Raw genomic sequence first — 24,013 nt, 5'->3', positions numbered from 1 at the left:
CGCGAACGCGCCCGGGCGGGCAGGGCGCGGAGCCCGGGTTTGACCCGGGCCGCCGTCGCGCACTAGAATCTCCGGTTCTTTCCTCCGCGTCACGCTCAGAGCAACCGCCATGGCCACCAAGCGCACCTACCAGCCCAGCAACCTCAAGCGCAAGCGCGACCACGGCTTCCGTGCCCGCATGGCGACCGCCGACGGCCGCAAGATCCTGGCCCGCCGCCGCGCCAAGGGTCGCAAGCGCCTCACCGCCTGATGACCGCGGGCGGCCTGCACTCCGGCCGCCCCGCCGCGTCCCACGTTCCGATGGACCGCCGCTTGCCGCGCCAGGCGCGCGTACGCGTGCGCGCGGATTTCGACCGCATCTTCGGCGAGGGCCGCCGCACCGGCACGCCCCTGCTCGCCCTGCACCTGCTCCGCGACGGCCAGCCGGCGCGGCTGGGCCTTGCCGTGTCGCGCAAGGTCGATCGCCGCGCGGTCGGCCGCAACCGCATCAAGCGCGCCCTGCGCGAGGAGTTCCGCGCGCTGCGCGACGTGCTGCCGCCGGCGGCCTATGTCGTGGTCGCGCGCCATGCCGCGGCGAGCGCCACCCGCGTCGCGCTGCGCATGGCCTTCCACGACGCCCTGCGCCGTGCCGGCGCGTTGCCCGCGCCCGACCCGGGCGTCACAATGCCCGCCGCTTCCCCCGTCCACGTCCCTGCGCCGCGCTCCAGCGGCGAATGAGCCTGCCTGCCCGATGAACCAGACCCGCACCTTCCTGATCTTCGCCTGGCTGATGGTGGCGACCCTGCTGTGGATGGAATGGGGCAAGGAGCAGCGCGAACCGTTGCCGGCCGCGGAGGCCACGAGCGCGACCGTGGCGCCCGGAGCGACGATCCCCGGCGCGCCCGCGGCCGTCCCCGGAACACCGGCCGTGCCCGGCGCGGTGCCCGACGCACCGCCCGCCGCGGCGCTGCCCGGCGTCAACGCGCAGGCGACCGCCACGCCGGACGCGCCCGGCCTGGTCGAGGTGCGCACCGATGTCCTCGACCTGGCCCTGCGTGGCGGCGCCGTCGCCCGCGCCGACCTGCTCGGCTTCCCGGAGACGCGCGACGAGGGCAGCGCGCCGGTGCGCATGTTCGACGACGCCCCCGCGCGCTTCTATGCCGCGCAGAGCGGCTGGGTAAGCTCGGCCAGCGCCGCGCCGAGCCACGAGGCCGGCTTCGTGCCGGAGTCGCCGGCGACGACGTACGCCCTGGCCGCCGATGCGGACACCCTCGAGGTGCCCTTCGTCTGGCACGGCCCGGATGGCGTCAGCATCCGCCGCAGCTACGTCTTCACCCGCGGCAGCTACGCCGTCGAGGTGCGCGACACCATCTACAACAAGAGCGACAGCGTCTGGCAGGGCCACGTCTATCGCCAGCTGGTGCGCCTGCCGCAGGTGCTGAAGACCGGCTGGACCAACCCCGAGTCCTTCAGCCTGTACGGCGCGACCTGGTTCAGCCCCGGCCAGGGATACGAGCGCGTGCGCTACGCCGACTTCGCCGACGAGGGCGCGGTCAACGCCCGCCAGTCCGGCGGCTGGCTGGCCATGCTCCAGCACCACTTCTTCAGCGCCTGGATCCCCGGCGCGAGCGACGAGGTCACGATCTCGCTGCACACCGTGCCCGGCCCCTCCGGCGGCATGCACCACCTGATCCGCGAAGTGGGACCCGGCCTGGCCGTCGCCCCCGGCGAGCAGGCCACCAGCAGCGCGCGCCTGTGGGTGGGCCCGAAGCTGGTCGGCCAGATCAAGGCCCAGCAGGTCCCGGGCCTCGACCGCGCGGTCGACTACAGCCGCTTTTCGGTGTTCGCGGTCCTCGGCGAAGGCCTGTTCTGGATCCTCGACAAGCTCCACGGCCTGTTCCAGAACTGGGGCTGGTCGATCATCGGCCTGGTGCTGGTGGTCAAGGCCATCCTGTACCCGCTGTCCAAGGCGCAGTACCAGTCGATGGCGAAGATGCGCAAGTTCCAGCCGCGCATCCAGCAGCTCAAGGAGCGTTACGGCGACGACAAGCAGAAGTTCCAGGTCGCCATGATGGAGCTGTACAAGAAGGAGAAGATCAATCCCGTCGGCGGCTGCCTGCCGGTGCTGCTGCAGATGCCGATCTGGCTGGCGCTGTACTGGGTGCTGCTGGAGTCGGTGGAGCTGCGCCACGCGCCCTGGATCGGCTGGATCCAGGACCTGACCGCGCGCGATCCGTGGTTCATCCTGCCGGTGCTCAACATCGCCGTGATGTGGGCGACCCAGAAGCTGTCGCCGATGGTCGGCATGGATCCGATGCAGCAGAAGATGATGCAGCTGATGCCGCTCATCTTCGGCGTCTTCATGATCTTCTTCCCGTCGGGCCTGGTGCTGTACTGGGTCACCAACGGCGCGCTGGGCCTGCTGCAGCAGTGGTGGCTGATCCGCAAGTACGCCGACACGACCGGCAGCAGCGACAAGCCGGACGCCGGCGGCAAGCCTGCGAAGGCCATTGCCAGGGACTGAAGCCGGGCGGCCCGCTCGCCGGCTGCCGCGATGACCCGCGCCGCCACCGAGACCATCGCCGCCGTGGCCACCGCGCCCGGCAGCGGTGGCGTCGGCATCGTCCGGCTGTCGGGTCCCGACGCGCTTGCGATCGCGCGCGTGCTCTGCGCGCGTGATGCCCTCACGCCGCGGCATGCGCACCATGTGCGATTCCTCGACGCTGCGGGCGACGCCCTCGACGACGGCATCGCCCTGTTGTTCCAGGCGCCGGCCAGCTACACCGGCGAAGACGTCGTGGAGCTGCAGGCACACGGCAACCCGGTGCTGCTGCAGGCGATCGTCGCGCGCTGCTGCGCGCTGGGCGCGCGCCTGGCGAGGCCGGGTGAATTCACCGAGCGCGCCTTCCTCAATGGTCGCCTGGACCTGGCCCAGGCCGAGGCCGTGGCCGACCTCATCGCCGCGGGCGACCTGACCGCCGCGCGGGCGGCCCGGCGTTCGCTCGATGGCCGCTTCTCGCGTCGCGTCGAGGCCATCGCCGCCGAGCTGCTGGCGATCCGCGTGCACGCCGAGGCCGCCATCGATTTCGCCGACGAGCCGCTCGAGACCCTCGGCGGCGCGCAGCTCGCGGCACGGCTGCAGCGCGCGCGCGCCGCCCTCGAGGCGCTGCTCGGTGACGCCAAACGCGGCCGCCGGCTGCGCGACGGCCTGCACGCCGTGATCGTCGGTCCGCCCAACGCGGGCAAGAGTTCGCTGCTCAACGCGCTGGCCGGCAGCGAGCGCGCCATCGTCACCGACGTCGCCGGCACCACGCGCGACCTGCTGCGCGAGACCGTGCACGTCGACGGTGCGGAACTGGTGCTGGTGGACACCGCCGGACTGCGCGAGGAAGGCGACGCCATCGAGCGCGAAGGCATGCGTCGCGCGCGCCAGGAGCTCGGGAAGGCCGGACTCGCCATCGCCGTGGTCGACGCGCGTGATCCCGACGCCGGTCGCGCCGCCGTGGCCGCCGACGTGGATGGCGTCCCGCAGGTGCTGTGGCTGCACAACAAGGCCGACCTGCTGGCCGCGCACGCGCCGGCGCCGCCGCCAGGCGAGCTGCGCGTCTCCGCGACGACCGGGCAGGGCATGGATGCGCTGCACGCGCGCCTGCGCACGCTGGTCATGGGCGACGCCGCGGGCGACGGCGAGTTCACCGCGCGCGCGCGCCACGTGGACGCGCTGCGGCGCGCCGCCCTTGCCCTGGACGACGCGGCGCACGCGCTGGAGGTCGAGGCGCTGGATCTGGCGGCCGAGTCGCTCCGTGACGCGCATCACGCTTTGGGCGATATCACCGGCCGGGTCGATGCCGATGCGCTGCTCGGCCACATCTTTTCCAGCTTCTGCATCGGAAAATAAGCGCCTGGACAACGTGACGGGTGTTGACAAACAGCGCCGCGTATCGCGTCCTAGGCACACGTGCGGTTCCGCACTCCAGGGGGAGTACACATCGATGTTGCTGAACAACCAAGCTTCCGCGTGGCGGGGACTGCCGCGCGTTGCGCTCGCCGCGGCGCTGGTCATCGCGATCGCGGCCTGCGGCAAGGACGACGCGCCGGCACAGCCGGACGCCGCCGCCACCGGCACCGCGGCGGCCGGCGCCAACGCGACCGAGGCCGCCGCCGAACAGGCCGCGGCGCAGGCCGACGCGCTGGCCGCGCTGGGCCCTGACGAACTCCGCGAGCGCGGCCGCACGGCCTATGCCGAAAGCCGGCTCTACGCCCCGGCCGGGGACAACGCGCTGGAGTACTACCTCGCCCTGCGCGAGAAGTCGCCGGGCGATGCGGCCGTGGCCAGCGCGCTCACCGACCTGATGCCGATGCTGGTGATCGCGACCGAGCAGGCGCGCGACCGCGAGGACTTCGAGGAGTCGCGCCGCCTGGCGGCGCTGGTCGCGCGCGCCGACGCCACCCATCCCGCGCTGCAACGCCTGCAGGCGTCGATCGACACGGCCGACGCAGCGGTCAAGCAGCGCATCGAGCAGCAGGCGCTCAGCACCGAACAGGAAGCCGAACGCCAGCGCCAGCTCGCAACCGAACGCGAAAAGGCCCAGGCCGACCAGCAGCGCGTCGCCGCCGAGCAGCTGGCCGAACAGCAGCGCACCGCCGAGCGTGACGCCGCGGCGCGCGTCGAAGCCGAGCGCGTCGCCGCGGAGCAGCGCGCGGCCGAACAGCGTGCCGCCGAGCAGCGCCAGGCCCAGCAGCCGGCCACGCCGCCGCCCGCCCCGGCCGCGGCCGCCGCGCCCACCCTGCGTCCGCTCAGCACGCCGGCACCGCGCTATCCCGCCGATGCCCTGCGCGCCGCGCAGTCGGGCGAGGTGCAGGTGGAGTTCACCGTGGCGCCCGACGGCAGCGTCAGCGACGCGCGCGTGGTGCGCGCCGACCCGCCGCGGGTGTTCGACCGCGAGGCCGTCGCCGCGGTCCGCCGCTGGCGCTTCGAGCCGGTCGCGCAGGCGGTCACCACGCGCCGCACCATCGCCTTCAACCCCGGCGGCTGACGGCGCGCGGCGGCGCTTCTGCCGCCAACGAAAAAGCCCGGCCACTGGCCGGGCTTTTTCATGTCCCGCGATCCTGGCTCAGGCCGAGATCGCCAGCTTCTCGCGGTGGTACAGCCGCGCCGCCATCAGCCACAGCAGCATGCCGAGGCCGAAGCCGGCACCCAGGTAGGTCGCCCACTCGAGCGGCGAGATCCACTCGCTGCGCACGATCTTCAGCAGCATCTGGTTCTGGCCCAGGAACGGCACCGCGAACTGCCACAGCTCGTTCTTGATCGGGTTCACCAGCAGCACGATCGTCGGCAGGATCGGCAGCAGCATCAGGATGCTCATGTAGCTCTGGGCTTCCTTCACCGACTTCACGCTGGCGGCGATCAGGGTCAGCAGGGTCGTTCCGATCAGCACCATCGGCAGCAGCACCGCAAGCACCTGCAGCATCATCGACGCGGAGACGGTCACCAGCTGGATCGACGCCGGCGCCAGCGCGAAGCTCAGCCGGAAGGCGACCAGGATCAGCGCCAGGCTGAGCATGCCGAACAGGCAGGCGGCGAGGATCTTGCCGCTCATGATCGCCGCGCGCGACGAGGGCGTGGCCAGCAGCGGTTCGAGCGATTGCCGCTCGCGCTCGCCGGCGGTGACGTCGATCACCAGGTAGGCGCCGCCCAGGAAGGCGCTCAGGATCAGGAAGTAGGGCAGGATCGCCAGCAACATCCCGCGCTTTGCCTCGGGCGTCGCGACGTCACGCTGCGCGGGCAGCACGGCCATCGTGGCTTCCGGGCTGATTCCGCGGCTGATCATGCGCAGCGCGCCGACCTGCTGGCTGTACTCGCCGACCGCGGCGCGCACCCGGTCGACCGGGATGCGGGAATCCTGGCGCGACGAGTCGTACAGGATCTCGACCGTCGCCATGCGGCTGCCGCGCCACTGCTCCGGAAACGCCTCCGGGATCCGCAGCACCACGTCGTGGTCCTGCTCGCGCAGGGCGCGTTCGGGCTCCGCGGGCGGATCGACCGCCTCGATGTCGCGGGTGCCGAGGAAGGCCACCAGGCTGGGCGCGTGCGCGGCACCGATCACCGGCAATTCCAGCACCGACTCCAGCTGGGTCCGCGCGCGCTTCTCGATCATCGTGCTCATGCCGATGACCAGCAGCGGGAACAGGAGGGGGCCCATCAGCAGGCCCAGCATCACCGTGCGGCGGTCGCGGAACAGGTCGACCAGTTCCTTGCGGGCCACGGTCCACAGCGTGTTGTTCGACAGTCTCATGCGGACAGGCCCTCCTCGGTGCCGATCAGGTTGACGAAGGCGTCCTCGAGGTTGTCCTCGCCCGACCGCGCGCGCAGCTCGTCGGGCGTGCCGCTGGCGCGGACCTCGCCCTGGGCGATGATCACGATGCGGTCACAGAGCGCGGCGACCTCCTGCATGATGTGGCTGCTGAAGATCACGCAGTGGCCCTGCGCGCGCAGCTCCTGCAGGAAGCTGCGCAGGCCGCGCGTGGTCATCACGTCCAGGCCGTTGGTCGGCTCGTCGAGGATCACGTTGCGCGGCGCATGCACCAGCGCGCGCGCGATCGCGGTCTTGGTGCGCTGGCCCTGCGAGAAGCCCTCGGTGCGGCGGTCGAGGAAGTCCTCCATGCCCAGCGTGCGCGACATCGAGTCGATGCGCGCCGCGATCGTGGCCTCGTCGAGCCCGTGCAGGCGGCCGAAGTAGGCGATGTTCTCGCGCGCGGTCAGGCGCTTGTAGACGCCACGCGCGTCGGGCAGCACGCCCAGGTTGCGGCGCACCGCGGTGGCGTCTGTGGCCACGTCCAGGCCGTCGACGCGCACCGAGCCGCGGTCGGGCGCCATCAGCGTGTACAGCATCCGCAGGGTGGTGGTCTTGCCGGCGCCGTTGGGGCCGAGCAGGCCGGTGATCTCGCCGTCGCGGGCGGCGAAGCCGACGCCGCGCACGGCGTGCACCGGGCCCGACTTGGCCTTGAAGGTCTTGTGCAGATCATGGACTTCGATCATCTCAGGGCTCCCAACCGTAATTGCCCGCGAAGGGCGGCGCCGCGGCGAGGCGGTCGAGGCAGCTGGCGTCGATGCCGGCGGCATCGGCGCGCTCGATGAACTGCGCGAACAGCTTCGGCATGCAGCCGACGCCGATCACGTTGTGGCCCTGGCCGGGCGCGACCAGGTGGCGTCCCTTGGGCAGGTGCCCGATCACCTCCTCGCCATAGCGCGGGGGGGTCACCGGATCGAACTCGCCGCTGATCGCCAGCACCGGCACGTCGCCGGTGAGCGGATCACGGAAGCCCTCGGCGCGCGGTGCCGTCGGCCACGCCGGGCACTGCGCCTGGAACAGCTCGACCATGCTGTTGCCGAGCAGGCTGCCGGCGTCGCCGGGATCGGGCGCCATGTCCATCGCGTCCTCGGTGCAGATCACCGACAGCTGCATGCCGTGCGCCATCTGGCCGCCGACCGAGTCCATCAGCATCCGCGACTGCGCCAGCATCGGTGCGTAGCGTCCGGCCGAGGCCTCGTGCAGCAGCAGGGGCAGGGTGGCGGCGGCCGCGGGCTGATAGGAGAACATGCGCAGCAGGACCGCCAGGTGCGCGAACGCCGGCTGCTCCTCCAGCCATTCGCCGCTGACCGGGTGGCGGTACTGCACCGGCGGCAGGCCACCGGCCTCGAGCGTCGCGCGCACCGCGCGCAGCTGCGCCGCCGGGTCACCCAGGTTGCGCGCGCAGGCGGGTTCGTCGCGGCAGCGCGCGAACTGCGCGTCCAGCGCCTGCTCCAGGTTCCGGGCGTGTTCCTGGCCCAGCACCATCGCGTTGGGCGCCACGCCGTCCAGCACCACGGTGCGGGTGGAGGCGGGAAAGGCCTTGGCGTACTGCTGGGCGACGCGCGTGCCGTAGGACACGCCGGCGAGGTTGAACTGCGGCGCGCCAAGCGCCTCGCGCACCCGCTCGAGGTCGCGCACGTGGTCCATCGTCGCGTAGCGGCGCAGGTCGGTGTCCACCGCCAGTGCGTCACGGCAGCGCTCGGTGAAGGCGCGCATGGCCGCGGGATCCAGGTCCTCCGCGCCGAAGGCGTTGTCGCCCTGCTCGTCCTCGCAGCGCAGCGGATGCGACTGGCCGGTGCCGCGGGCATCGACCAGCAGCACGTGGCGGTTGCGGCGCACGTCCTTGAACGCGGCCGCGACCTGGGGATAGGACTCCAGCGCCGACTGGCCCGGCCCACCGGCGATCATCACCACGGGGTCCGGCTCGGCCGGCCCCTCGGAGGGCAGCAGGGCGAGCGCGAGGCCGATGCGCCGGCCGTCCGGTGCGTCGTGGTCCTCGGGCACCTCGAAGTGGGCGCACTGGGCCTCGACCGCGCGCGCGCCGACCGCGCTCAGCGAACAGGGTTCGAACGCGATGTCGCCCACGCGCAGGTGGCCGTCGGGCGTCGCGCCGCCGGCGGTGCCGCTGTCCGGCGCTGCGCAGCCGGCGGCGAGCGCCGCGGCCAGCAGCGTGGCGAGGGTGTTGCCACGTGTACTCATGCGGGATCCTCGGGTTGGAAAATGGATTCGATGCTGGAGCCGAACAGCGCGGCGATGCGGAACGCGACCGGCAGGCTGGGGTCGTACTTTCCGGTTTCGATCGCGTTGACCGTCTGCCTGGACACGTTCAGACGTTCCCCCAGCTGCGCCTGTGACCAGCCGCGCTCCTCGCGCAGATCGCGCATCCGGTTCCTCACTGGTAGCGCCGGGTCAGCGCGGCGCGTATCAACGAGTACGCCAGCAGCAGGAGCGGAAACACCCACAGGCCGGTCCTGCCCGTGACCTCGACCGCGCCGGCCAGGTGCAGGCCACCGGCGGCGGCGACGACGCTGCAGGTCAGCGCGGTGGCGAGCGCGACCGAGACCAGCTCCACGCGCTGCTGGAGTTCGTCGAGCAGGCGCATGTAGCGCGCGAAGGCCCAGCAGGCCCACAGCACCAGCACCGCGGGCAGGCCGGCGGCCGCGATCCGCAGCCCACCGGCGGGCACGCTGTCGAGCAGGTCCGGCCAGCGGTCGATGGCCAGCGCGTACAGCAGCACCGGCGGCGCGAAGTCCAGCGCGATGCGCAGGGCGCGGGCGCGCGGATAGGTGTCCAGCAGCCCGGGCGACCACAGCAGCAGCAGCCCGGTGCTCAGCCCGGCGCTGCCGAGGGCGATGAGCCAGGGCGCGAGCGCGTCGGGTACCGCGACACGCGATGCGGGCAGCAGCACCACCAGGAGGACGACGGCACCCACCGCGGCCAGCAGGCCGTAGCGCAGGCGCGTGTTCGGGGCGGGTCGATCGCGGGTCATCGCAGGCTCGTGTCAAGGACGCTTGACACGAGGTTGCCGCAGCCGCGTCGATGTGTCAAGCGTCCTTGACACCTTTCCCGGGCTACTTGCTGCTGACGTATTTCTCGCGCCGGATATGCGGGATCGGCAGGCCCTGTTCCTTCAGCGCCTCGAAGCAGGCGTCGACCATGTCCGGATTGCCGCAGAGATACGCGATGTCGCCGCCGGCCGAGGGCGCGAACTCCGCGAGGAACTGCTGCACGTAGCCGTGGCGCACGTCGGGATGGTCGTGCGCGGAGCCGGGCCCGGGCAGCGCACGCGAGAAGCACGGCACGAAGCGGAAGCCCGGGTGTGCGTTGGCAAAGGCGCGGAATTCGTCACCGTAGAGCAGCTCGTCGGGCGTGCGGGCGCCGAACAGCAGCACCACCTCCGCGCCACGCGCGGCCATGGCCTGCTCCAGCAGCGGCAGCATCGCGCGATACGGGGTGACGCCGGTGCCGGTGCCGATCAGCAGGTAGCGGCGGTTGTCGTCGCGCGGCTGCAGGCAGAAGCGGCCGAAGGGGCCGCTGGCCTGCAGCGTGTCGCCGATGTCCAGGTTCTCGAACAGGGCCGTGGCCGCGCCGCCGGGGACGTAGCTCACCGCGATCTCGACCAGCTCGCCGGGGCCCATTGCGTGGTCGTGGATGGTCGCCAGCGAATAACTGCGCTTGGCCGCCGTGCCGTCTGCATAGGTGAAGTGCACCTGCAGGAACTGCCCCGGGATGTAGTCCAGCGGCTGCCCGTCGTGGCGGGTGAAGGCCAGATGGGCGACGGTGGGCGCCAGCATGCGGCGCGAGGCGAGCTTGAGCGGAAACAGTGCGGGCACGTTGGAACGGACCATTGCCGGGCCGGGGCCCACGGGACTCCTATACTACCGCTCCCCTGCGAACCCCCGCGGCAAGGAGTCCCGATGAGCGAAGCCGCCATGCCTGCCGCGCTGTCGGTGCGCGACCTGCGCAAGACCTACGACAACGGCGTCGAAGCCCTCAAGGGCGTGTCGCTCGAGGTCGCACCGGGCGATTTCTACGCGCTGCTGGGCCCCAACGGCGCCGGCAAGTCGACCCTGATCGGCATCGTCTCGTCGCTGGTCAACAAGACCTCGGGCGAGGTGCGCGTGTTCGACGTCGACCTGCACGCCGAGCGCGACCGCGCGATGCGCCTGCTCGGCCTGGTGCCGCAGGAAATCAACTTCAACATGTTCGAGAAGCCGCTCGACATCCTGGTCAACTACGCCGGCTTCTACGGCATCCCGCGCGCGGTGGCGATCGCGCGCGCCGAGGAGGAACTGCGTTCGGCCCAGCTGTGGGACAAGGCGGAGAAGATGAGCCGCACGCTCTCGGGCGGCATGAAGCGCCGGCTGATGATCGCGCGCGCGATGATGACCCGGCCGAGGCTGCTGATCCTCGACGAGCCCACCGCCGGCGTCGACATCGAGATCCGCCGCGGCATGTGGCAGACCCTGCGCCGCATCAACGCCGCCGGCACCACCATCATCCTGACCACGCACTACCTGGAGGAGGCGGAGAACCTGTGCCGCAACCTGGCGATCATCGACCACGGCCGGATCGTCGAAGCCGGGCCGATGCGCGCGCTGCTGTCGCGGCTGGACGTCGAAGGCTTCCTGCTCGACGTCGAGGACGCGCTGCCGGCGACCCTGCCGGCGATTCCCGGCGCCGAGGTGCGCGCGGTGGATGCGCACACGCTCGACGTCGACATGCCGCGCGCGATGGACCTCAACCGCGTGTTCGCCGCGCTCGATGCCGCGGGCATCCGCGTGCGCTCGATGCGCAACAAGTCCAACCGGCTGGAGGAGCTGTTCGTGCGCATGACCGGAGATGGCGCCACCGGCGCGACCGGCACGGAGGCCGCGGCATGAGCGCGAAGTCCCCGGCGTCGTCCGCCGGGCGCGCGCAGCCGGTGCTGCGCTCCAACCTCGTGGCGCTGGGCACCATCGCGCGGCGCGAGGTGATGCGCATCCTGCGCATCTGGAGCCAGACGCTGGTGCCGCCGGCGATCACCATGACCCTGTACTTCCTGATCTTCGGCGGCCTGATCGGCAGCCGCATCGGGACCATGGACGGCATCGGCTACATGGACTTCATCGTCCCCGGCCTGGTGATGATGAGCGTGATCCAGAACAGCTACGGCAACATCTCCTCGAGTTTCTTCGGCGCCAAGTTCGGCCGCCACGTCGAGGAACTGCTGGTCAGCCCGATGCCGCCGTGGGTGATCCTGGGCGGCTACGTCGCCGGCGCCGTGCTGCGCGGGCTGCTGGTCGGCGTGATCGTGCTGTGCATCGCGATGCTGTTCACCACCGTGCGCATTCCGCATCCGTGGGTGACGCTGTCGACGGTGCTGCTGGGCGCGACGATCTTCTCGCTGGCGGGCTTCGTCAACGCGGTGTTCGCGAAGAAGTTCGACGACGTGGCGATCGTGCCGATCTTCATCCTCACCCCGCTGACCTACCTGGGCGGCGTGTTCTATTCGGTGCGCCTGCTTCCCGACTGGGCCGAGGCCGCGACGCATGCCAACCCGATCTTCTACATGGTCAACGCCTTCCGCTACGGGCTGCTGGGGCAGAGCGACGTGCCGCTGTGGATCGCGTATGCGCTGATGTTGGCCTTCGTGGTGGCGCTGGGCGCGCTGGGCCTGTGGCTGCTCAAGCGGGGCGTGGGCCTGCGCAGCTGAGGCCGTGCGGGTCGCGGCGCGCGCGCGGGCTTCGCTACACTCCATCTCCCCTGGGAGAGGAGAGTGCTGGATGCAGACGAAGACGACCCTGTTGGCCCTGGCCGTGGGCCTGGCCCTGATGGCCGGATGCGCGAAGCAGGACGAGACCGCCGCCGTGGCCGACGCTCCGGCGCCTGCCGCCGGCGAGGCCCCGGCCACCGATACGGCGGACACGCCGGCCGACGCGATGGTTGACCCGGCGGACGCCGCGGCCCCGGCGGCCGCCGAAACGGTGGCGCCGGCCGCGCCCGATGCCGCCGCGTTCGACATGGAGGCGATCCCTGTCAGCACCGCGACGCTGCCGGAGTGGCCCTACGTGCAGCTGCCGGCCGGCTACGTGTTCGACGACGCCGACCGCCTGGGCGAACGCACCAAGGACCTGGCGCGCATCCCGGTGTGGACCGGCGGCCAGCTGCTGTGGGTCGAAGGCAAGGTCTTCAGCGACGACATCGAGAACGTCGACGGCAAGACCTTCTCGCGGTTCGAGCTGGCCAAGGGCCTGCGCCAGCAGATCGAATCGCTCGGCGGCGTGCGCCTGGCCGAGCGCAGCTACGAACGCGACACCTACATGGCGAACGAAAAGGCGCTGGACGACTTCCGCCAGGAGTTCAGCGACGTCCAGGATGCCTACTGGTACGACAAGGACATGGAGACCTACGTGATCCGCCGTGGCGACAGCGTGGTGTGGATCGTCCTTGAAGCGCGCAACAGCAACGGTGCCGTGCTGGTCGCCGAGGGCCCCGCGCCGGAGGCGCCTGCCGGGTGAGGGCCTAGTAGCCGGCGGCTGCCGGCAGGCCGAAGAAGGCGCGCGTGGTGGCCGTGGCATTCGCCGCGGTCACCGCGACGTCCTCGCCGCGGTCGCGCGCGAGTTCCTCGACGATGTGCCCGAGGTGCATCGGTTCGTTGCGCCGGTCCTTGGGCATCGGCTTGAGCGAGCGTGGCAGCAGGTAGGGCGCATCGGTTTCCACCATCAGCCGGTTGGCGGGGATGTTGCCGACGATGTCGCGCAGGTGCTGGCCGCGGCGCTCGTCGCACAGCCAGCCGGTGATGCCGATGTGCCAGTCGTGGTCGAGGCAGTCGAAGAGCTCCTCGCGGCTGCCGGTGAAGCAGTGCACCACCGCCGGGCCGATGCGGCCCTCGAAGCCCTTCATGATCGCGACGAAATCCGCGTGCGCATCGCGCTGGTGCAGGAACAGCGGCTTGACGCGACCCTGGGAAAACAGCTCCGCGGCGATCTCCAGCTGGCGCTCGAAGGCCTTGCGCTGCGCCGGGCGCGGGGAGAAGTCGCGGAAGTAGTCGAGGCCGGTCTCGCCGACCGCCACCACCTCGGGATGCGCATGCAGCGCACGCATCTCGGCGTCGCACTCGGCGGTGTATTCGCCGGCGTGGTGCGGATGCACGCCCGCGGTGGCGAACCATTCCCCGGGCCGCGTGCGCGCCAGCTCCAGGGCCAGCGGTGAATGCTCGCGGCTGGCGCCGGTCAGCACCGCCTGCACCACGCCGGCATCGCGGGCGCGCTGCCAGACCTGGTCGCGGTCGCGGTCGAAGCTGTCGTGGGTGAGGTTGAGGCCGATGTCGATCAGTTGCATGCGGCCATTGTAGGTGCCATGCCGGTATCCCGCGTCCGCGGTCGTTGCAGCGGAAGTCCGTATCCTTTGCGCGTGCAGGACACGACCTTGCCCATCGACGAGCTTCTTCCCGCGATCCGCGCGTCGCTGGAGCAGCACCCGCGCCTGGTGCTGGAGGCGCCGCCGGGCGCCGGCAAGACCACCCGGGTGCCGCTGGCGCTGCTCGACGCGCCGTGGCTGGACGGCCGGCGGATCGTGATGCTGGAACCGCGCAGGGTCGCGGCGCGCGCCGCGGCCGGCTTCATGGCGGCGTCGCTGGGCGAGGAGGTCGGGCGCACCGTCGGCTATCGCATCCGCTTCGAGAGCCGGGTCTCGGCGGCCACCCGGGTCGAGGTGGTCACCGAAGGCATCCTCACCCGCATGCTGCAGGACGATCCGGCGCTCGACGGCGTGGGTGCCCTGCTGTTCGACGAGTTCCATGAGCGCCACCTGGCCGCCGACCTCGGCCTTGCGCTGGCGCTCGACGTGCAGGCGGGGCTGCGCGAGGACCTGCGCATCGTGGTGATGTCGGCGACGCTCGACGGCGAGCGGCTCGCGGGGTTCCTCGATGCGCCGCGCCTGTCCAGCGCGGGCCGGAGCTTTCCCGTGGAGCTGGCCCACGTCCCGGCGCGGCGCGAGGAGGCGCTGGAACACCAGCTGCGGCGCACGGTGGAGCTGGCCCTGCTGCGGCATCCGGGCGACGTGCTGGCGTTCCTGCCGGGACGGCGCGAGATCGCGCGCGCCGCGGCGGTGCTGGCGGGCAGCGACGCGCTGCGCGACGCCGGCGCCGACGTGCTGGAGCTGCACGGAGACCTGCCTGTCGAGGAGCAGTCCCGGCTGCTGCGTCCCGCCACCGACGGCCGCCGGCGCGTGGTGCTGGCGACCAACGTCGCCGAATCCAGCGTGACCCTGCCCGGCGTGCGCGTGGTCATCGACAGCGGGCTCGCGCGTGAGCCACGCCACGACCCCAACAGCGGCTTCAGCCGGCTGGACGTGGTGCGCATCGCCCAGGCCTCCGCCGACCAGCGCGCCGGCCGCGCCGGGCGGGTGGCCCCGGGCTGGGCCTACCGGCTGTGGCCGGAGTCGCAGCGGCTGGAGCCGCAGCGGCGCCCGGAGATCGCCCAGGTGGAGCTGGCGTCGCTGGCGCTGGAGCTCGCGGCCTGGGGCAGTGATGCGCTGCGCTTCGTGGATCCGCCGCCGCGCGGGGCGATGGCCGCGGCGCGCGACCTGCTGCAGCAGGTCGGCGCGCTGGAGGCGCCGCCGGTATCGCAGGGCGGCCGCGATGGCGCGCAGGACGTCGCGGGCACGGCTGCCCCGGCTGCCCCGGCTGTCCCGGCTGCCCCGACCTCCCTCCGGATCACCCCCGCCGGCCGGCGGATGCTGGCGCTCGGCACGCACCCGCGCCTGGCCGCGATGCTGGTCGCCGCCCGCGGTCCGGTCGCCGGGGCGCTGGCCTGCGACCTCGCCGCCCTGCTTGAGGCGCGCGATCCGCTGCGCACGCGCAGCGACGCGCTGGCGGCCCGCTGGCGGGCCCTGGCCGCCTGGCGCGAGCGCCGCGTGCCGGCCGAGGCGAGCCGCTCGGCGCTGGCCGCGATCGACGCCGCCGCGCGCCAGTGGCGCCGCCGCCTGCGGCTGGAGGCCCCGCCGCCCGGCGACCTGCCGGGGCATGCGCTCGGCGACCTGCTCGCCCATGCCTTTCCCGACCGCGTCGCCGCGCGCCATCCCGTCGACCTGCGCCGCTACCAGCTGGCCAACGGCCGCATGGCACGCCTCCTCGACGACAGCGAGCTGCTCGGCGAGCCCTGGCTGGTCGCCACCGAACTGCGCTTCGAGGCGCGCGGCGACGCCTTGCTGCTGCGTGCCGCGCCGGTGGACGAGGCCGCGCTGCGCCGGGACTTCGCCGATCGCTTCGTCGAGCGCGACGAGACCCGCTGGGACGCCGCCCGCCGTGCCCTGGTCGCCGAGCGCGTGCGCCGCTTCGCCGGCATCGTGCTCGACAGCCGTCCGGCCGGGCGCCCGGATCCGGCGGCGGCCGCGCAGGCGTTGACCGACGCGGTGCGCGACCTTGGGCTGGACGTGCTGCCGTGGAGCGAGGGCCTGCGCCAGTGGCGCGCGCGCGTGGCCAGCCTGCGCGCCTGGATGCCGGAGCTCGGCCTGCCCGATGTCGGCGATGACGCGCTGATGGCCGGCCTGGACGCGTGGCTGCGCCCGGCGTTCGAGGGCAGGTCGCGGCTGGACGCGCTCGGCACCGAGCAGCTGGCCGCGGCGCTGCGCGCGCGGCTGGACTGGTCGCTGCAGCAGAGGCTCGACGCGCTCGCGCCGCTGCGCGTCCGCGTGCCTTCCGGGCAGGAGCGCGCGATCGAGTACGCGATCGGCGACGACGGCGCGCCGCGTCCGCCGGTGCTCGCGGTGAAGCTGCAGGAGCTCTTCGGCCTGGCCGATACGCCGCGGATCGCCGACGGCCGGGTCCCGCTGCTGCTGCACCTGCTCTCGCCCGCGGGCCGGCCGCTGCAGGTGACCACCGACCTGCGCAGCTTCTGGGACCGGACCTGGCCGGAGGTGCGTCGTGAAATGAACGGCCGCTACCCCAGGCATCCGTGGCCCGAGGATCCGTGGAACGCCGTTCCCACCCACCGGGCGCGGCCGCGCGGCGGCTGAACGGGTGCGCGCCGGATCACGCCGGCACCACGGCGCGCGCCGGACACTGCGGCCCTGTCCCACCATCCCCCGCGCGGCCATCGCCGCCGTACCGCTTCCAGGAGTTCCGCATGCGCAAGCGCACCCTCATCCGCGACGTCCGCAACACCATTCCCGATCGCGCGCTGGACCTCGCCGGTCGTCTTGGCGACGGCTTCCGCCATGGCGCCGACGGCGCCGGCAAGTGGCTGCAGGACGTGCCCGGCACGGCCGGCGACTGGCTGCACGGCGCACAGGCCGGGGCCGGCAAGTGGCTGCAGGCCGGCATGGCCATGGGCGCGGCCCGCACCGGCGTGCGCGCCGTGGGTACCGTCGCCCGCCGCCATCCGGTCGCCCTGACCGCGGCCGCGGTCGGCATCGGCGCGGCGCTGTATGCGGTGTCGCGTCATCGCCGCAAGCTGGCCGAGCGCGACGCCATCGAAGGTCGCTCGAGCCGCATCCGGAAGGCGCTGGACCGCCACGAGCAGGATCCGCACGCGAGCGACGTGGGCGACCACGCCGCATCGCGCCAGCAGGACTGACGTTCCGGCAGGCGTGAGTGGCGCGGGGCCGCAGGGTCCCGCGTCGCCTCAGGCGGCGGGCACTTCCGGCAGCTCGACCACGAAGCAGGCGCCACCGCCCTCGCGATCCTCGTACCAGAGCTGGCCGCCGGCGTCGGTCACGATCTGGCGCGCCAGTGACAGACCCAGGCCGCTCGAGGTGCCGGCGCGTGCCGGATCAGCCTCGGTCAGGCGCGCGAACGGCGTGAACAGCTCGCGCTGGCGGTCGCGCGGGATCCCCGGCCCCCGGTCGCAGACGCGCAGCTGCCAATAGCCCGGCGCGCCGGTCGCGCAGGCGACCTCGACGTCGCTGCCGGGCGCGTACTTCATCGCGTTGCCGATCAGGTTGCCGGCCACCTGGCGCAGCACCAGTTCGTCCATCGCCACCACGCCGTCGACGCGCTCGCCGACGTGCAGCTGGCTGCCGCTGTCCTCGAACTGCAGGCCGTAGCGGCCGACGATCCACTCCACCACCGTCACCAGCGCCACGCGCGCATCGCGGGCGCTGCGCGCGCCGCGGGCACGGGCCTGGGTTTCCAGGTAGCGGCTGATGTAGCCCAGGCCTTCGTCGGCGCTCTCGCGGATCATCTGCAGGTAGCGCGGCACGCGCTCGGGCTTGAGCGTGCCGGACACCAGGATGTCGCTGGCGAAGACCACGCTGGTCAGCGGGTTCTTCAGGTCGTGCGCCACCAGGTTGACCAGCTCCTGGCGCTCGCGCGCCACCTGCTCCAGGCGGTCGCGCGCGAGCTTGAGGCCGATGTGCGCGTTGACGCGCGCCACCAGTTCCTCGGGGATGAAGGGCTTGACCACGTAGTCGACCGCACCTGCCTCGAAGGCGCGCAGCAGCAGCCCGCGGTCCTGGGCGGCGGTCAGGAACACCACCGGAACCCGTGGCAGCAGGGCGCGCAGGCGGATCTCCTCCATCACGCCGAAGCCGTCCATGCCCGGCATCATCATGTCGAGCAGGATCAGGTCCGGCGGCTGGGTTTCGGCGATCACGAGCGCGGCCTCGCCGTCGCCGGCGACCGCGACCTCGTAGCCCTGCCGTTCCAGCAGCGCACTGACGACGCGCAGGTTGGCGGCCTGGTCGTCGACGACGAGGACCCGGCCCCGGTTCTGGTTTGCCTTCATGGCCCCATTCCGCGGTCCGCGGGACACCCTGTCACGCGGGGACCCAAAACGTTAGCAGAAAGTGCAGGCGCCCAATACAGCAAGGGCCGGGCGTGGCGTCGCGGACCTCGAGGCGGCCTGAACCGTTCAGCTGAAGACCCGGGCCGCGGGCAATTCGCGCCATTCCCCGGGCCCGAGGTCGTCGAGCGCCGCGCCGCCGATGGCGCGGCGCACCAGGCGCAGCGTCGGCAGGCCGACGGCCGCGGTCATCCTGCGGACCTGGCGGTTGCGGCCCTCGCGGATCACCAGTTCCAGCCAGGCATCGGGCACGGTCTTGCGCGCCCGGACCGGTGGATCGCGCGGCCACAGCGGCAGTGCGGGCTCAAGCAGGCGGGCGAGTGCCGGTCGGGTCGGGCCGTCGCGCAGTTCCACGCCGTCACGCAGGCGCTGCAGCTGCCCGGGCTGCGGATCGCCTTCCACCTGGACCAGGTAGGTCTTGGCCAGCTTGTGGCGCGGATCGGTGATGCGATGCACCAGGGCGCCGTCGTCGGTCAGCAGCAGCAGGCCCTCGCTGTCGTGGTCGAGTCGGCCGGCCGGGTAGACGCCGGCCGGAAGGCCGAAGCCGCCGAGGGTCGGCCGCGGCGGCGTGCTCCGGTCGGTGAACTGGCAGAGCACGCCGTAGGGCTTGTTGAACGCGACCAGCACTCAGGGCTTGATGAAGCGGAGCGTCATCCGGTCGCTCTCGCCGATGGCCTGGTACATCTGGCGATCCTCGGCGTCGTGGTTGTTGCCCGGCGGCAGGGTCCACACGCCATTGGGATGGTTGCGGGTGTCGCGCGGGTTGGCATTGATCTCGCTGGCCTCGTCCAGGCGGAAGCCCGCGGCGGTGGCCAGCGCGATCACCTGGTCCTGGCCGACGTAGCCGGTCTTGTCGTCGGCGGGCACGTCGGCCGCGGCGCGGTGTTCGACCACGCCCAGCACGCCGCCCGGCTTCAGCACGTCGAAGAAGCCCTTGAACATGCCCTCGGCGATGCCGTCCGACCGCCAGTTGTGCACGTTGCGGAAGGTCAGCACCGCATCGGCCGAGGCGGCAGGGCCAAACACCGGTGCCTTCGGGTCGTACAGCGCCACCCGGGCGTCGGAAAACTGTGCCGGCTTCGCGGCGAACAGCGCCTCCAGGCCATCCTTCGAACGCGTGGCGTAGTCGCGCGCGCGTCCTTCCGGCCGCGCCTGCGGATCGACCACCGCGGCGACGTAGCCGGTGCGCAGCCACGGTGCGAGGATCTCGGCGTACCAGCCGCCACCGGGCGTGACTTCGACCACGGTCTGGCCGGTTTCGATGCCGAAGAACGACAGCGTCTCGCGCGGATGGCGGTACTGGTCGCGCGCGACGTTCCCGGGCGAGCGCCAGGCGCCGCCCAGGGCCTGTTCGAGCAGCGGATCGGGGGCGCGCATCGACATGCCGGCGGCCTTGGCGGGCGTGGCGGCCGGCTCGGCGTGGGCGTGTGCAGCGTCGGCGTGCGCATCCTGGGTGTCCGCAGCCGGGCTGGTGGTGCAGGCGGCGAGCAGGATCGGGAGCAGCAGGGGCGAAAGGCGTGCGGCCATGGTCTGGGTTCCGTCGGGCGGTCGAGTCCGCAAGCCTAACCGCTCAGCCGGGCGGATGCGGGATACGGCGCCACGTCGAGGTAGCCGCCGCCGCGCAGGCGCGCCTGCACCTGGCGCCACCAGGCCGCCTCGAAGATCCCCGGATGTGCCTCCAGCAGCGCCGCGCGCAGCGCCGGCGGCAGGCCGAGGAAACTCGGGAACAGCGCCGGGAACACGTGGTCGGCGCGCGCGTACAGCCAGTCCTCCAGCGGCCGGGTCTCGTCGTCCTCGTGCACCGGTGGCAGGTCGCGGAAGGTCACGTCCTCCAGCAGGCAGAGTTCGTCGAAGTCGTAGAACAGTGCGCGGCCGTGCCGCGACACGCCGAAGTTCTTCAGCAGCAGGTCGCCTGGAAAGATGCCGCTGCGCGCGAGGTCGGTGATCGACTGGCCGTAGTCGAGCACGGCGCTGCGTGCCTGTGCCCCGGGCGATTCCCGTGCGTAGAGGTCGAGCGGACGCAGCCGGCGCTCCACGTAGCAGTGGCGCACCAGCACCATGTCGCCCTCGGCGCTGACGGTGTCGGCGCAGCCCTCGAGCAGCTCATCCAGCATGTCGGGCTCGAACGCCGCACGCGGGAAGCGCAGGCGCCGGAATTCCTGCGCCTCCACCAGCCGGCCGACGCGGTCGCGGCGCGCCACCAGGCGGTACTTGGCCTCGATGTCGGCGCGCACGCTGTCCTTGGGCTCGGCGAAGCGGTCGCGGATGACCTTGAACACCACCGGCAACCCGCGCGGGGTGAACACCGCCATGACCATGCCGCGCACGCCGTCGGCACGCACCAGCCGCTCCTCCGGGTGGGCGGCGAAGTGGCGCTGGATCTCGCGGTAGCGCTCGGTCTTGCCCTGCTTGCCGCGGCCGAGCACCGAGTACAGCTCCGACACCGGCTTGCCCGGCAGCAGCGCGTGCACGAAGGCCACCGCGTCGCCGACCCGGCGCAGGTCGGCCATGAACCAGCTGCGCGCGTAGCCGAACAGCATCGACACCTGCGCGCGCTCGGTGAGCACGGCATCGGCGCGCACGCCGTCGTCGCCATGCACCAGCGCCACCACCAGCGGGCGCGGGCCGTCGCCGGCGAATACCCGGCCCACCAGGTAGGCGCGGCGCTCGCGGAAGAAGACGGTGTCGAGCAGCTGGACGTCGGGGCCGCCGGGAGCGTCGGCCGCCGGATCCGATGGCGGCAGCCGCGCCTGGATCGCGTCGGCGATCGCGCGCGCGTCGCCATCCAGGTCGCGGTGCGGGAATCCGCGTGCGCCCAGCGCCGCGCGCCAGCGTGACGGCGCATCCGCGCCCGCCGGCAGCGGATGCAGTTCGCCCGGGCAGTCGGGATCACCGGCGGCGTCGCTGCCGGGCTCGTGGAACTCCAGCGCGGGCGCCACGCCCTCGGTCAGGAAGAAGCGCCGCGACATCGAGTTGAACAGCGTGCGCGCCATCGCCGCGTCGTGCCGGGCCGCGGTCAGCGCGGCATAGGCCTCGCACACCGCGGCCCAGAACGGCCGCGACCGCATGCGCTCGCCGACCAGGGCCTCGAAGCGTCCCAGCGCCTCGGCCAGGAAGCCGTCCTGCAGGTCGATGCGCGCCACGGCGTCGGCCTGCGCGCCCCGCCACTCGCGGCGCATGAAGCGCCGGCGCGCGCGCCGGGTCAGGTCGCCGAAACGGGCGTCGTAGTCCTCGAACGCGTCCAGCACCAGGGCGGCCGCGCGCTGCACCAGGGGATCGCTCGGGGATGGCGCCATGCGGCGAGTGTGGCGCAGATGGAGCGGGCGCGGGATCTCCGGCCGGAAACGACGATGCCCGCGACTCGCGTCGCGGGCATCGCCGGTCGTGCTGCAGCCGCTGGCGGGATCAGAGGTGCTTGATGATCTCGTCGGCGAACTCGCTGCACTTCACCTCGGTCGCGCCGTCCATCAGGCGGGCGAAGTCGTAGGTGACGCGCTTCGAGCCGATCGCCCCGTCCATCGCCTTGATGATGGCGTCGGCGGCCTCGGTCCAGCCCATGTAGCGCAGCATCATCTCGCCCGACAGGATCACCGAACCCGGATTGACCTTGTCGAGATCGGCGTACTTCGGCGCCGTGCCGTGCGTGGCCTCGAACACCGCGTGGCCGGTCACGTAGTTGATGTTGGCGCCCGGCGCGATGCCGATGCCGCCGACCTGCGCGGCCAGCGCATCGGACAGGTAGTCGCCGTTGAGGTTGAGCGTGGCCGACACGTCGTATTCGCGCGGACGCAGCAGGATCTGCTGCAGGAAGGCGTCGGCGATCGCGTCCTTGATGATGATGCCCGCGCCCGGCTTGCCCTCGGGGATGACGTGCCAGGGGCCACCGTCGAGTTCGACCGCGCCGAACTGCTCGCGCGCGACCTTGTAGCCGAAGTCGCGGAACGCGCCCTCGGTGAACTTCATGATGTTGCCCTTGTGCACCAGCGTCACCGACTTGCGGCCGTTGGCGATCGCGTACTCGATCGACGCCTTCACCAGGCGCTCGGTGCCCTGCCAGCTGACCGGCTTGATGCCGACGCCGACATTGACCGAGGTATCGGTGGCCGGCTGGCCGACCGCGCCAAGCTGGTCGTTCCAGGCGGTGGCCTTGTCGGCGGTGCCGAAGCGGATCTTGTCGAAGCCCTTCGGGAATTCCTTCTGCAGGAAGTCGAGCACCTTCTGCGCATCGGCCGAGCCCGGCTCGAACTCGATGCCGGCGTAGATGTCCTCGGTGTTCTCGCGGAAGATCACCATGTCGACGTCGCCCGGCTTCTTCACCGGCGAAGGCACGCCTTCGAACCAGCGCACCGGGCGCAGGCAGACGTAGAGGTCGAGCATCTGGCGCAGCGCGACGTTGAGCGAGCGGATGCCACCGCCGACCGGCGTGGTCAGGGGGCCCTTGATGCTCACCAGGTACTCGCGGCAGGCCTCGACGGATGACTCCGGCAGCCATTCGCCGGTCTGGTTGAAGGCCTTTTCGCCGGCCAGCACTTCCATCCACTCGAGCTTGCGCTTGCCGCCGTAGGCCTTCTCGACCGCGGCGTCGAGCACGCGCACGCTGGCGCGCCAGATGTCGGGACCGGTGCCGTCGCCCTCGATGAAGGGGATGATCGGGCGGTCGGGGACGCTGAGTCCCTGCGCGGTCTTGGTGATCGGGCTGCCGCCTGCGGGCACGGCCGGGGTGAAGTCTGCCATCGGGTTCCTCCGTGGGGTGCCGCGGCGCCGTGGCGCGCGGCGGATGTGGACCGCCATTGTCGCGCTTCGCGGCAGCGCCGGCAAAGTCGCCACACCGGGGTGAGGGCGGATCGCAGCTGTAGCTGCTCCAACAGGAGCAGGACGAGGCCACCCCGCGTGTCTGCAGGAGCAGCTACAGCTGCGACCAGCAAAAAGCCCGGCCCCCTGGGGAGCCGGGCTTCTGGAGTACGCCGCCCTCAGCGGACCTCGAAATCGCGGGTCTGCACCACCCCGCCGTCATGCAGGATCTCGACCCGGTAGTTGCCGGTCGGCCAGCCGTCGGGCTTGCTGATCTTGAACGCGGTGGCGCCGGTGCCGGTGAAGTCGAACGCCTGGCTGGTCTCGTCGACGGCCTGGTCGCCCTCGTAGGTCCAGCGCGCGGTGAGCTGGCCGCGCTGCGGCGAGGCCGGATCGGACGAGGTCGTCGCAACCGACGCGTAGATGGTGTCGGTGGGGGCGAAGGTCGTGGCCGGGGTGGTCACGCGGTTGTCGGCACCGATCGCGTTGCCCAGGTCGACCGCGGTGACGCTGACCACGGGCGCGGCGGCGGGCGCCGGTGCCGGCGCGGGGGCCGGCGCGGCCACGGGCGGCGGCGGCGGGGCCGGCTCGTCCTTCTTGCAGCCGGCGAGCGCCAGCGTGGCCAGCAGGGCCGCGGCAAGCGCGACGGGCATCGGGTGTCGGGTCATAGGGTGTCTCCGTGGGGGCTGGTGGTGCCGCCGTCGTCCTCGCGGGTCGCGGCGGGAATCCTGAGCACCTGGCCGGGCTGGATCCGGTCGGGATCCTCCAGCTGGTCGCGGTTGGCCTCGAAGATGCGCGACCACTGGCTGGCCCGGCCGTAGTGCGCCTTGGCGATGTGCGAGAGCGTGTCGCCCCGCTGCACGGTGTACTGGCGTTCGCCGACGGCCTCTTCGGTCGAGGTGACCGACGACTGCACATTGCTGAAATCGGGCCGGGACGACGCGGCCTGCTCGGTGCTGCTGACGCCGGACTGGACGTTGCCGAAGTCGGGCTTGCCGGTCCGGTCCTGGTTGCCCGGGGTCGTGCCGCGAGGCTTCAGCGACAGCGAGCCGGGATCCTTCGGGTTCTGCGGTGTGCTCATGGGGCCTCCTGTGCCGCGCGAAGCGCCGACAGGTATACACCGGC

General features: G+C 72.3%; 24 protein-coding genes. 10 read left to right on the top strand and 14 right to left on the bottom strand.

Features of this window, described 5'->3' with window-relative positions; all coding sequences use genetic code 11:
• The first annotated feature begins 109 nt into the window (after positions 1–109).
• The 5 genes from rpmH to JGR68_RS13955 all read left to right on the top strand — a co-directional run bounded on the left by rpmH (position 110) and on the right by JGR68_RS13955 (position 5,015).
• Positions 110–250 (top strand): 50S ribosomal protein L34, encoded by a 141-nt coding sequence (gene rpmH / locus JGR68_RS13975; RefSeq protein ID WP_027083663.1) that lies wholly within the window; start codon positions 110–112, stop codon positions 248–250.
• 50 nt (positions 251–300) lie between these two features.
• Positions 301–717, top strand: a complete 417-nt coding sequence (gene rnpA / locus JGR68_RS13970; RefSeq protein ID WP_199362614.1) for a ribonuclease P protein component — start codon at positions 301–303, stop codon at positions 715–717.
• A 13-nt stretch (positions 718–730) separates the two neighbouring features.
• Positions 731–2,503: a membrane protein insertase YidC gene (gene yidC / locus JGR68_RS13965; protein WP_199362613.1), complete on the top strand. Its 1,773-nt coding sequence runs from the start codon at positions 731–733 to the stop codon at positions 2,501–2,503.
• A gap of 30 nt (positions 2,504–2,533) precedes the next feature.
• A complete protein-coding gene (gene mnmE / locus JGR68_RS13960; RefSeq protein WP_199362612.1) occupies positions 2,534–3,877 on the top strand; it encodes a tRNA uridine-5-carboxymethylaminomethyl(34) synthesis GTPase MnmE in 1,344 nt (447 codons plus the stop codon).
• Positions 3,878–3,971: 94 nt separating this feature from the next.
• Complete coding sequence (locus tag JGR68_RS13955) at positions 3,972–5,015, top strand: energy transducer TonB (protein WP_199362611.1); 1,044 nt, start codon at positions 3,972–3,974, stop codon at positions 5,013–5,015.
• 78 nt (positions 5,016–5,093) lie between these two features.
• Here JGR68_RS13955 and JGR68_RS13950 read toward each other — a convergent pair whose 3' ends face one another.
• The 6 genes from JGR68_RS13950 to JGR68_RS13925 form a co-directional block, all read right to left on the bottom strand.
• Complete coding sequence (locus JGR68_RS13950) at positions 5,094–6,275, bottom strand: ABC transporter permease (protein WP_199362610.1); 1,182 nt, start codon at positions 6,273–6,275, stop codon at positions 5,094–5,096.
• Positions 6,272–7,018 carry an ATP-binding cassette domain-containing protein gene (locus JGR68_RS13945; protein ID WP_199362609.1) on the bottom strand — a complete coding sequence of 249 codons (747 nt, stop codon included), beginning with the start codon at positions 7,016–7,018 and terminating at the stop codon, positions 6,272–6,274. Before JGR68_RS13945 ends, JGR68_RS13950 begins: the two co-directional genes overlap by 4 nt.
• A 1-nt stretch (position 7,019) precedes the next feature.
• Positions 7,020–8,531: an alpha/beta fold hydrolase gene (locus JGR68_RS13940; protein WP_199362608.1), complete on the bottom strand. Its 1,512-nt coding sequence runs from the start codon at positions 8,529–8,531 to the stop codon at positions 7,020–7,022.
• Positions 8,528–8,728, bottom strand: a complete 201-nt coding sequence (locus tag JGR68_RS13935; protein WP_199362607.1) for a helix-turn-helix transcriptional regulator — start codon at positions 8,726–8,728, stop codon at positions 8,528–8,530. The genes JGR68_RS13940 and JGR68_RS13935 overlap by 4 nt, the downstream gene beginning before the upstream one ends.
• On the bottom strand, positions 8,725–9,321 hold the full coding sequence (locus tag JGR68_RS13930; protein ID WP_199362606.1) for a hypothetical protein: 597 nt from the start codon (positions 9,319–9,321) through the stop codon (positions 8,725–8,727). The genes JGR68_RS13935 and JGR68_RS13930 overlap by 4 nt, the downstream gene beginning before the upstream one ends.
• 82 nt (positions 9,322–9,403) lie before the next feature.
• Positions 9,404–10,180 (bottom strand): ferredoxin--NADP reductase, encoded by a 777-nt coding sequence (locus JGR68_RS13925; protein WP_199362605.1) that lies wholly within the window; start codon positions 10,178–10,180, stop codon positions 9,404–9,406.
• 69 nt (positions 10,181–10,249) lie between these two features.
• On the opposite strand from JGR68_RS13925, the gene JGR68_RS13920 reads away from it, so the two are divergent.
• The 3 genes from JGR68_RS13920 to JGR68_RS13910 all read left to right on the top strand — a co-directional run bounded on the left by JGR68_RS13920 (position 10,250) and on the right by JGR68_RS13910 (position 12,832).
• Positions 10,250–11,215 carry an ABC transporter ATP-binding protein gene (locus tag JGR68_RS13920; protein WP_234446534.1) on the top strand — a complete coding sequence of 322 codons (966 nt, stop codon included), beginning with the start codon at positions 10,250–10,252 and terminating at the stop codon, positions 11,213–11,215.
• A complete protein-coding gene (locus JGR68_RS13915; protein WP_199362604.1) occupies positions 11,212–12,027 on the top strand; it encodes an ABC transporter permease in 816 nt (271 codons plus the stop codon). Before JGR68_RS13920 ends, JGR68_RS13915 begins: the two co-directional genes overlap by 4 nt.
• Before the next feature lie 70 nt (positions 12,028–12,097).
• Positions 12,098–12,832, top strand: coding sequence for a hypothetical protein (locus JGR68_RS13910; protein WP_199362603.1), 735 nt, complete (start codon positions 12,098–12,100; stop codon positions 12,830–12,832).
• A 4-nt stretch (positions 12,833–12,836) separates the two neighbouring features.
• On the opposite strand, the gene JGR68_RS13905 is transcribed toward JGR68_RS13910, so the two are convergent.
• Positions 12,837–13,655 carry a TatD family hydrolase gene (locus JGR68_RS13905; RefSeq protein ID WP_199362602.1) on the bottom strand — a complete coding sequence of 273 codons (819 nt, stop codon included), beginning with the start codon at positions 13,653–13,655 and terminating at the stop codon, positions 12,837–12,839.
• 72 nt (positions 13,656–13,727) lie between these two features.
• On the opposite strand from JGR68_RS13905, the gene hrpB reads away from it, so the two are divergent.
• Positions 13,728–16,331 carry an ATP-dependent helicase HrpB gene (gene hrpB, locus JGR68_RS13900; RefSeq protein WP_343225128.1) on the top strand — a complete coding sequence of 868 codons (2,604 nt, stop codon included), beginning with the start codon at positions 13,728–13,730 and terminating at the stop codon, positions 16,329–16,331.
• Between the two features lie 110 nt (positions 16,332–16,441).
• The gene (locus JGR68_RS13895) at positions 16,442–16,891 is read left to right on the top strand and encodes a hypothetical protein (RefSeq protein ID WP_199362600.1); all 450 of its coding nucleotides are present in this window, start codon (positions 16,442–16,444) and stop codon (positions 16,889–16,891) included.
• A gap of 48 nt (positions 16,892–16,939) precedes the next feature.
• On the opposite strand, the gene JGR68_RS13890 is transcribed toward JGR68_RS13895, so the two are convergent.
• The 7 genes from JGR68_RS13890 to JGR68_RS13860 all read right to left on the bottom strand — a co-directional run bounded on the left by JGR68_RS13890 (position 16,940) and on the right by JGR68_RS13860 (position 23,927).
• Entirely contained in the window at positions 16,940–18,040 is a 1,101-nt protein-coding gene (locus JGR68_RS13890; RefSeq protein ID WP_199362599.1) for a hybrid sensor histidine kinase/response regulator, read from the bottom strand.
• A gap of 126 nt (positions 18,041–18,166) precedes the next feature.
• A complete protein-coding gene (locus JGR68_RS13885; RefSeq protein ID WP_199362598.1) occupies positions 18,167–18,724 on the bottom strand; it encodes a pseudouridine synthase in 558 nt (185 codons plus the stop codon).
• Positions 18,725–19,624, bottom strand: a complete 900-nt coding sequence (locus tag JGR68_RS13880) for a class I SAM-dependent methyltransferase (protein ID WP_207750186.1) — start codon at positions 19,622–19,624, stop codon at positions 18,725–18,727.
• Positions 19,625–19,659: 35 nt separating this feature from the next.
• Positions 19,660–21,393 carry a bifunctional isocitrate dehydrogenase kinase/phosphatase gene (gene aceK / locus JGR68_RS13875; RefSeq protein WP_199362597.1) on the bottom strand — a complete coding sequence of 578 codons (1,734 nt, stop codon included), beginning with the start codon at positions 21,391–21,393 and terminating at the stop codon, positions 19,660–19,662.
• A gap of 109 nt (positions 21,394–21,502) precedes the next feature.
• The gene (gene icd / locus JGR68_RS13870; RefSeq protein ID WP_199362596.1) at positions 21,503–22,831 is read right to left on the bottom strand and encodes an isocitrate dehydrogenase (NADP(+)); all 1,329 of its coding nucleotides are present in this window, start codon (positions 22,829–22,831) and stop codon (positions 21,503–21,505) included.
• A 236-nt stretch (positions 22,832–23,067) separates the two neighbouring features.
• A complete protein-coding gene (locus JGR68_RS13865) occupies positions 23,068–23,556 on the bottom strand; it encodes a hypothetical protein (RefSeq protein WP_199362595.1) in 489 nt (162 codons plus the stop codon).
• Positions 23,553–23,927, bottom strand: a complete 375-nt coding sequence (locus JGR68_RS13860) for a LysM peptidoglycan-binding domain-containing protein (protein WP_234446663.1) — start codon at positions 23,925–23,927, stop codon at positions 23,553–23,555. Before JGR68_RS13860 ends, JGR68_RS13865 begins: the two co-directional genes overlap by 4 nt.
• Positions 23,928–24,013 lie beyond the last annotated feature (86 nt).

Origin of the sequence: Luteimonas sp. MC1750 (assembly GCF_016615955.1) — a bacterium.
Lineage (GTDB): Bacteria > Pseudomonadota > Gammaproteobacteria > Xanthomonadales > Xanthomonadaceae > Luteimonas.
The sequence above is the reverse complement of the archived record's forward strand: the minus strand, read 5'-3'. Positions and strand labels throughout refer to the sequence as shown.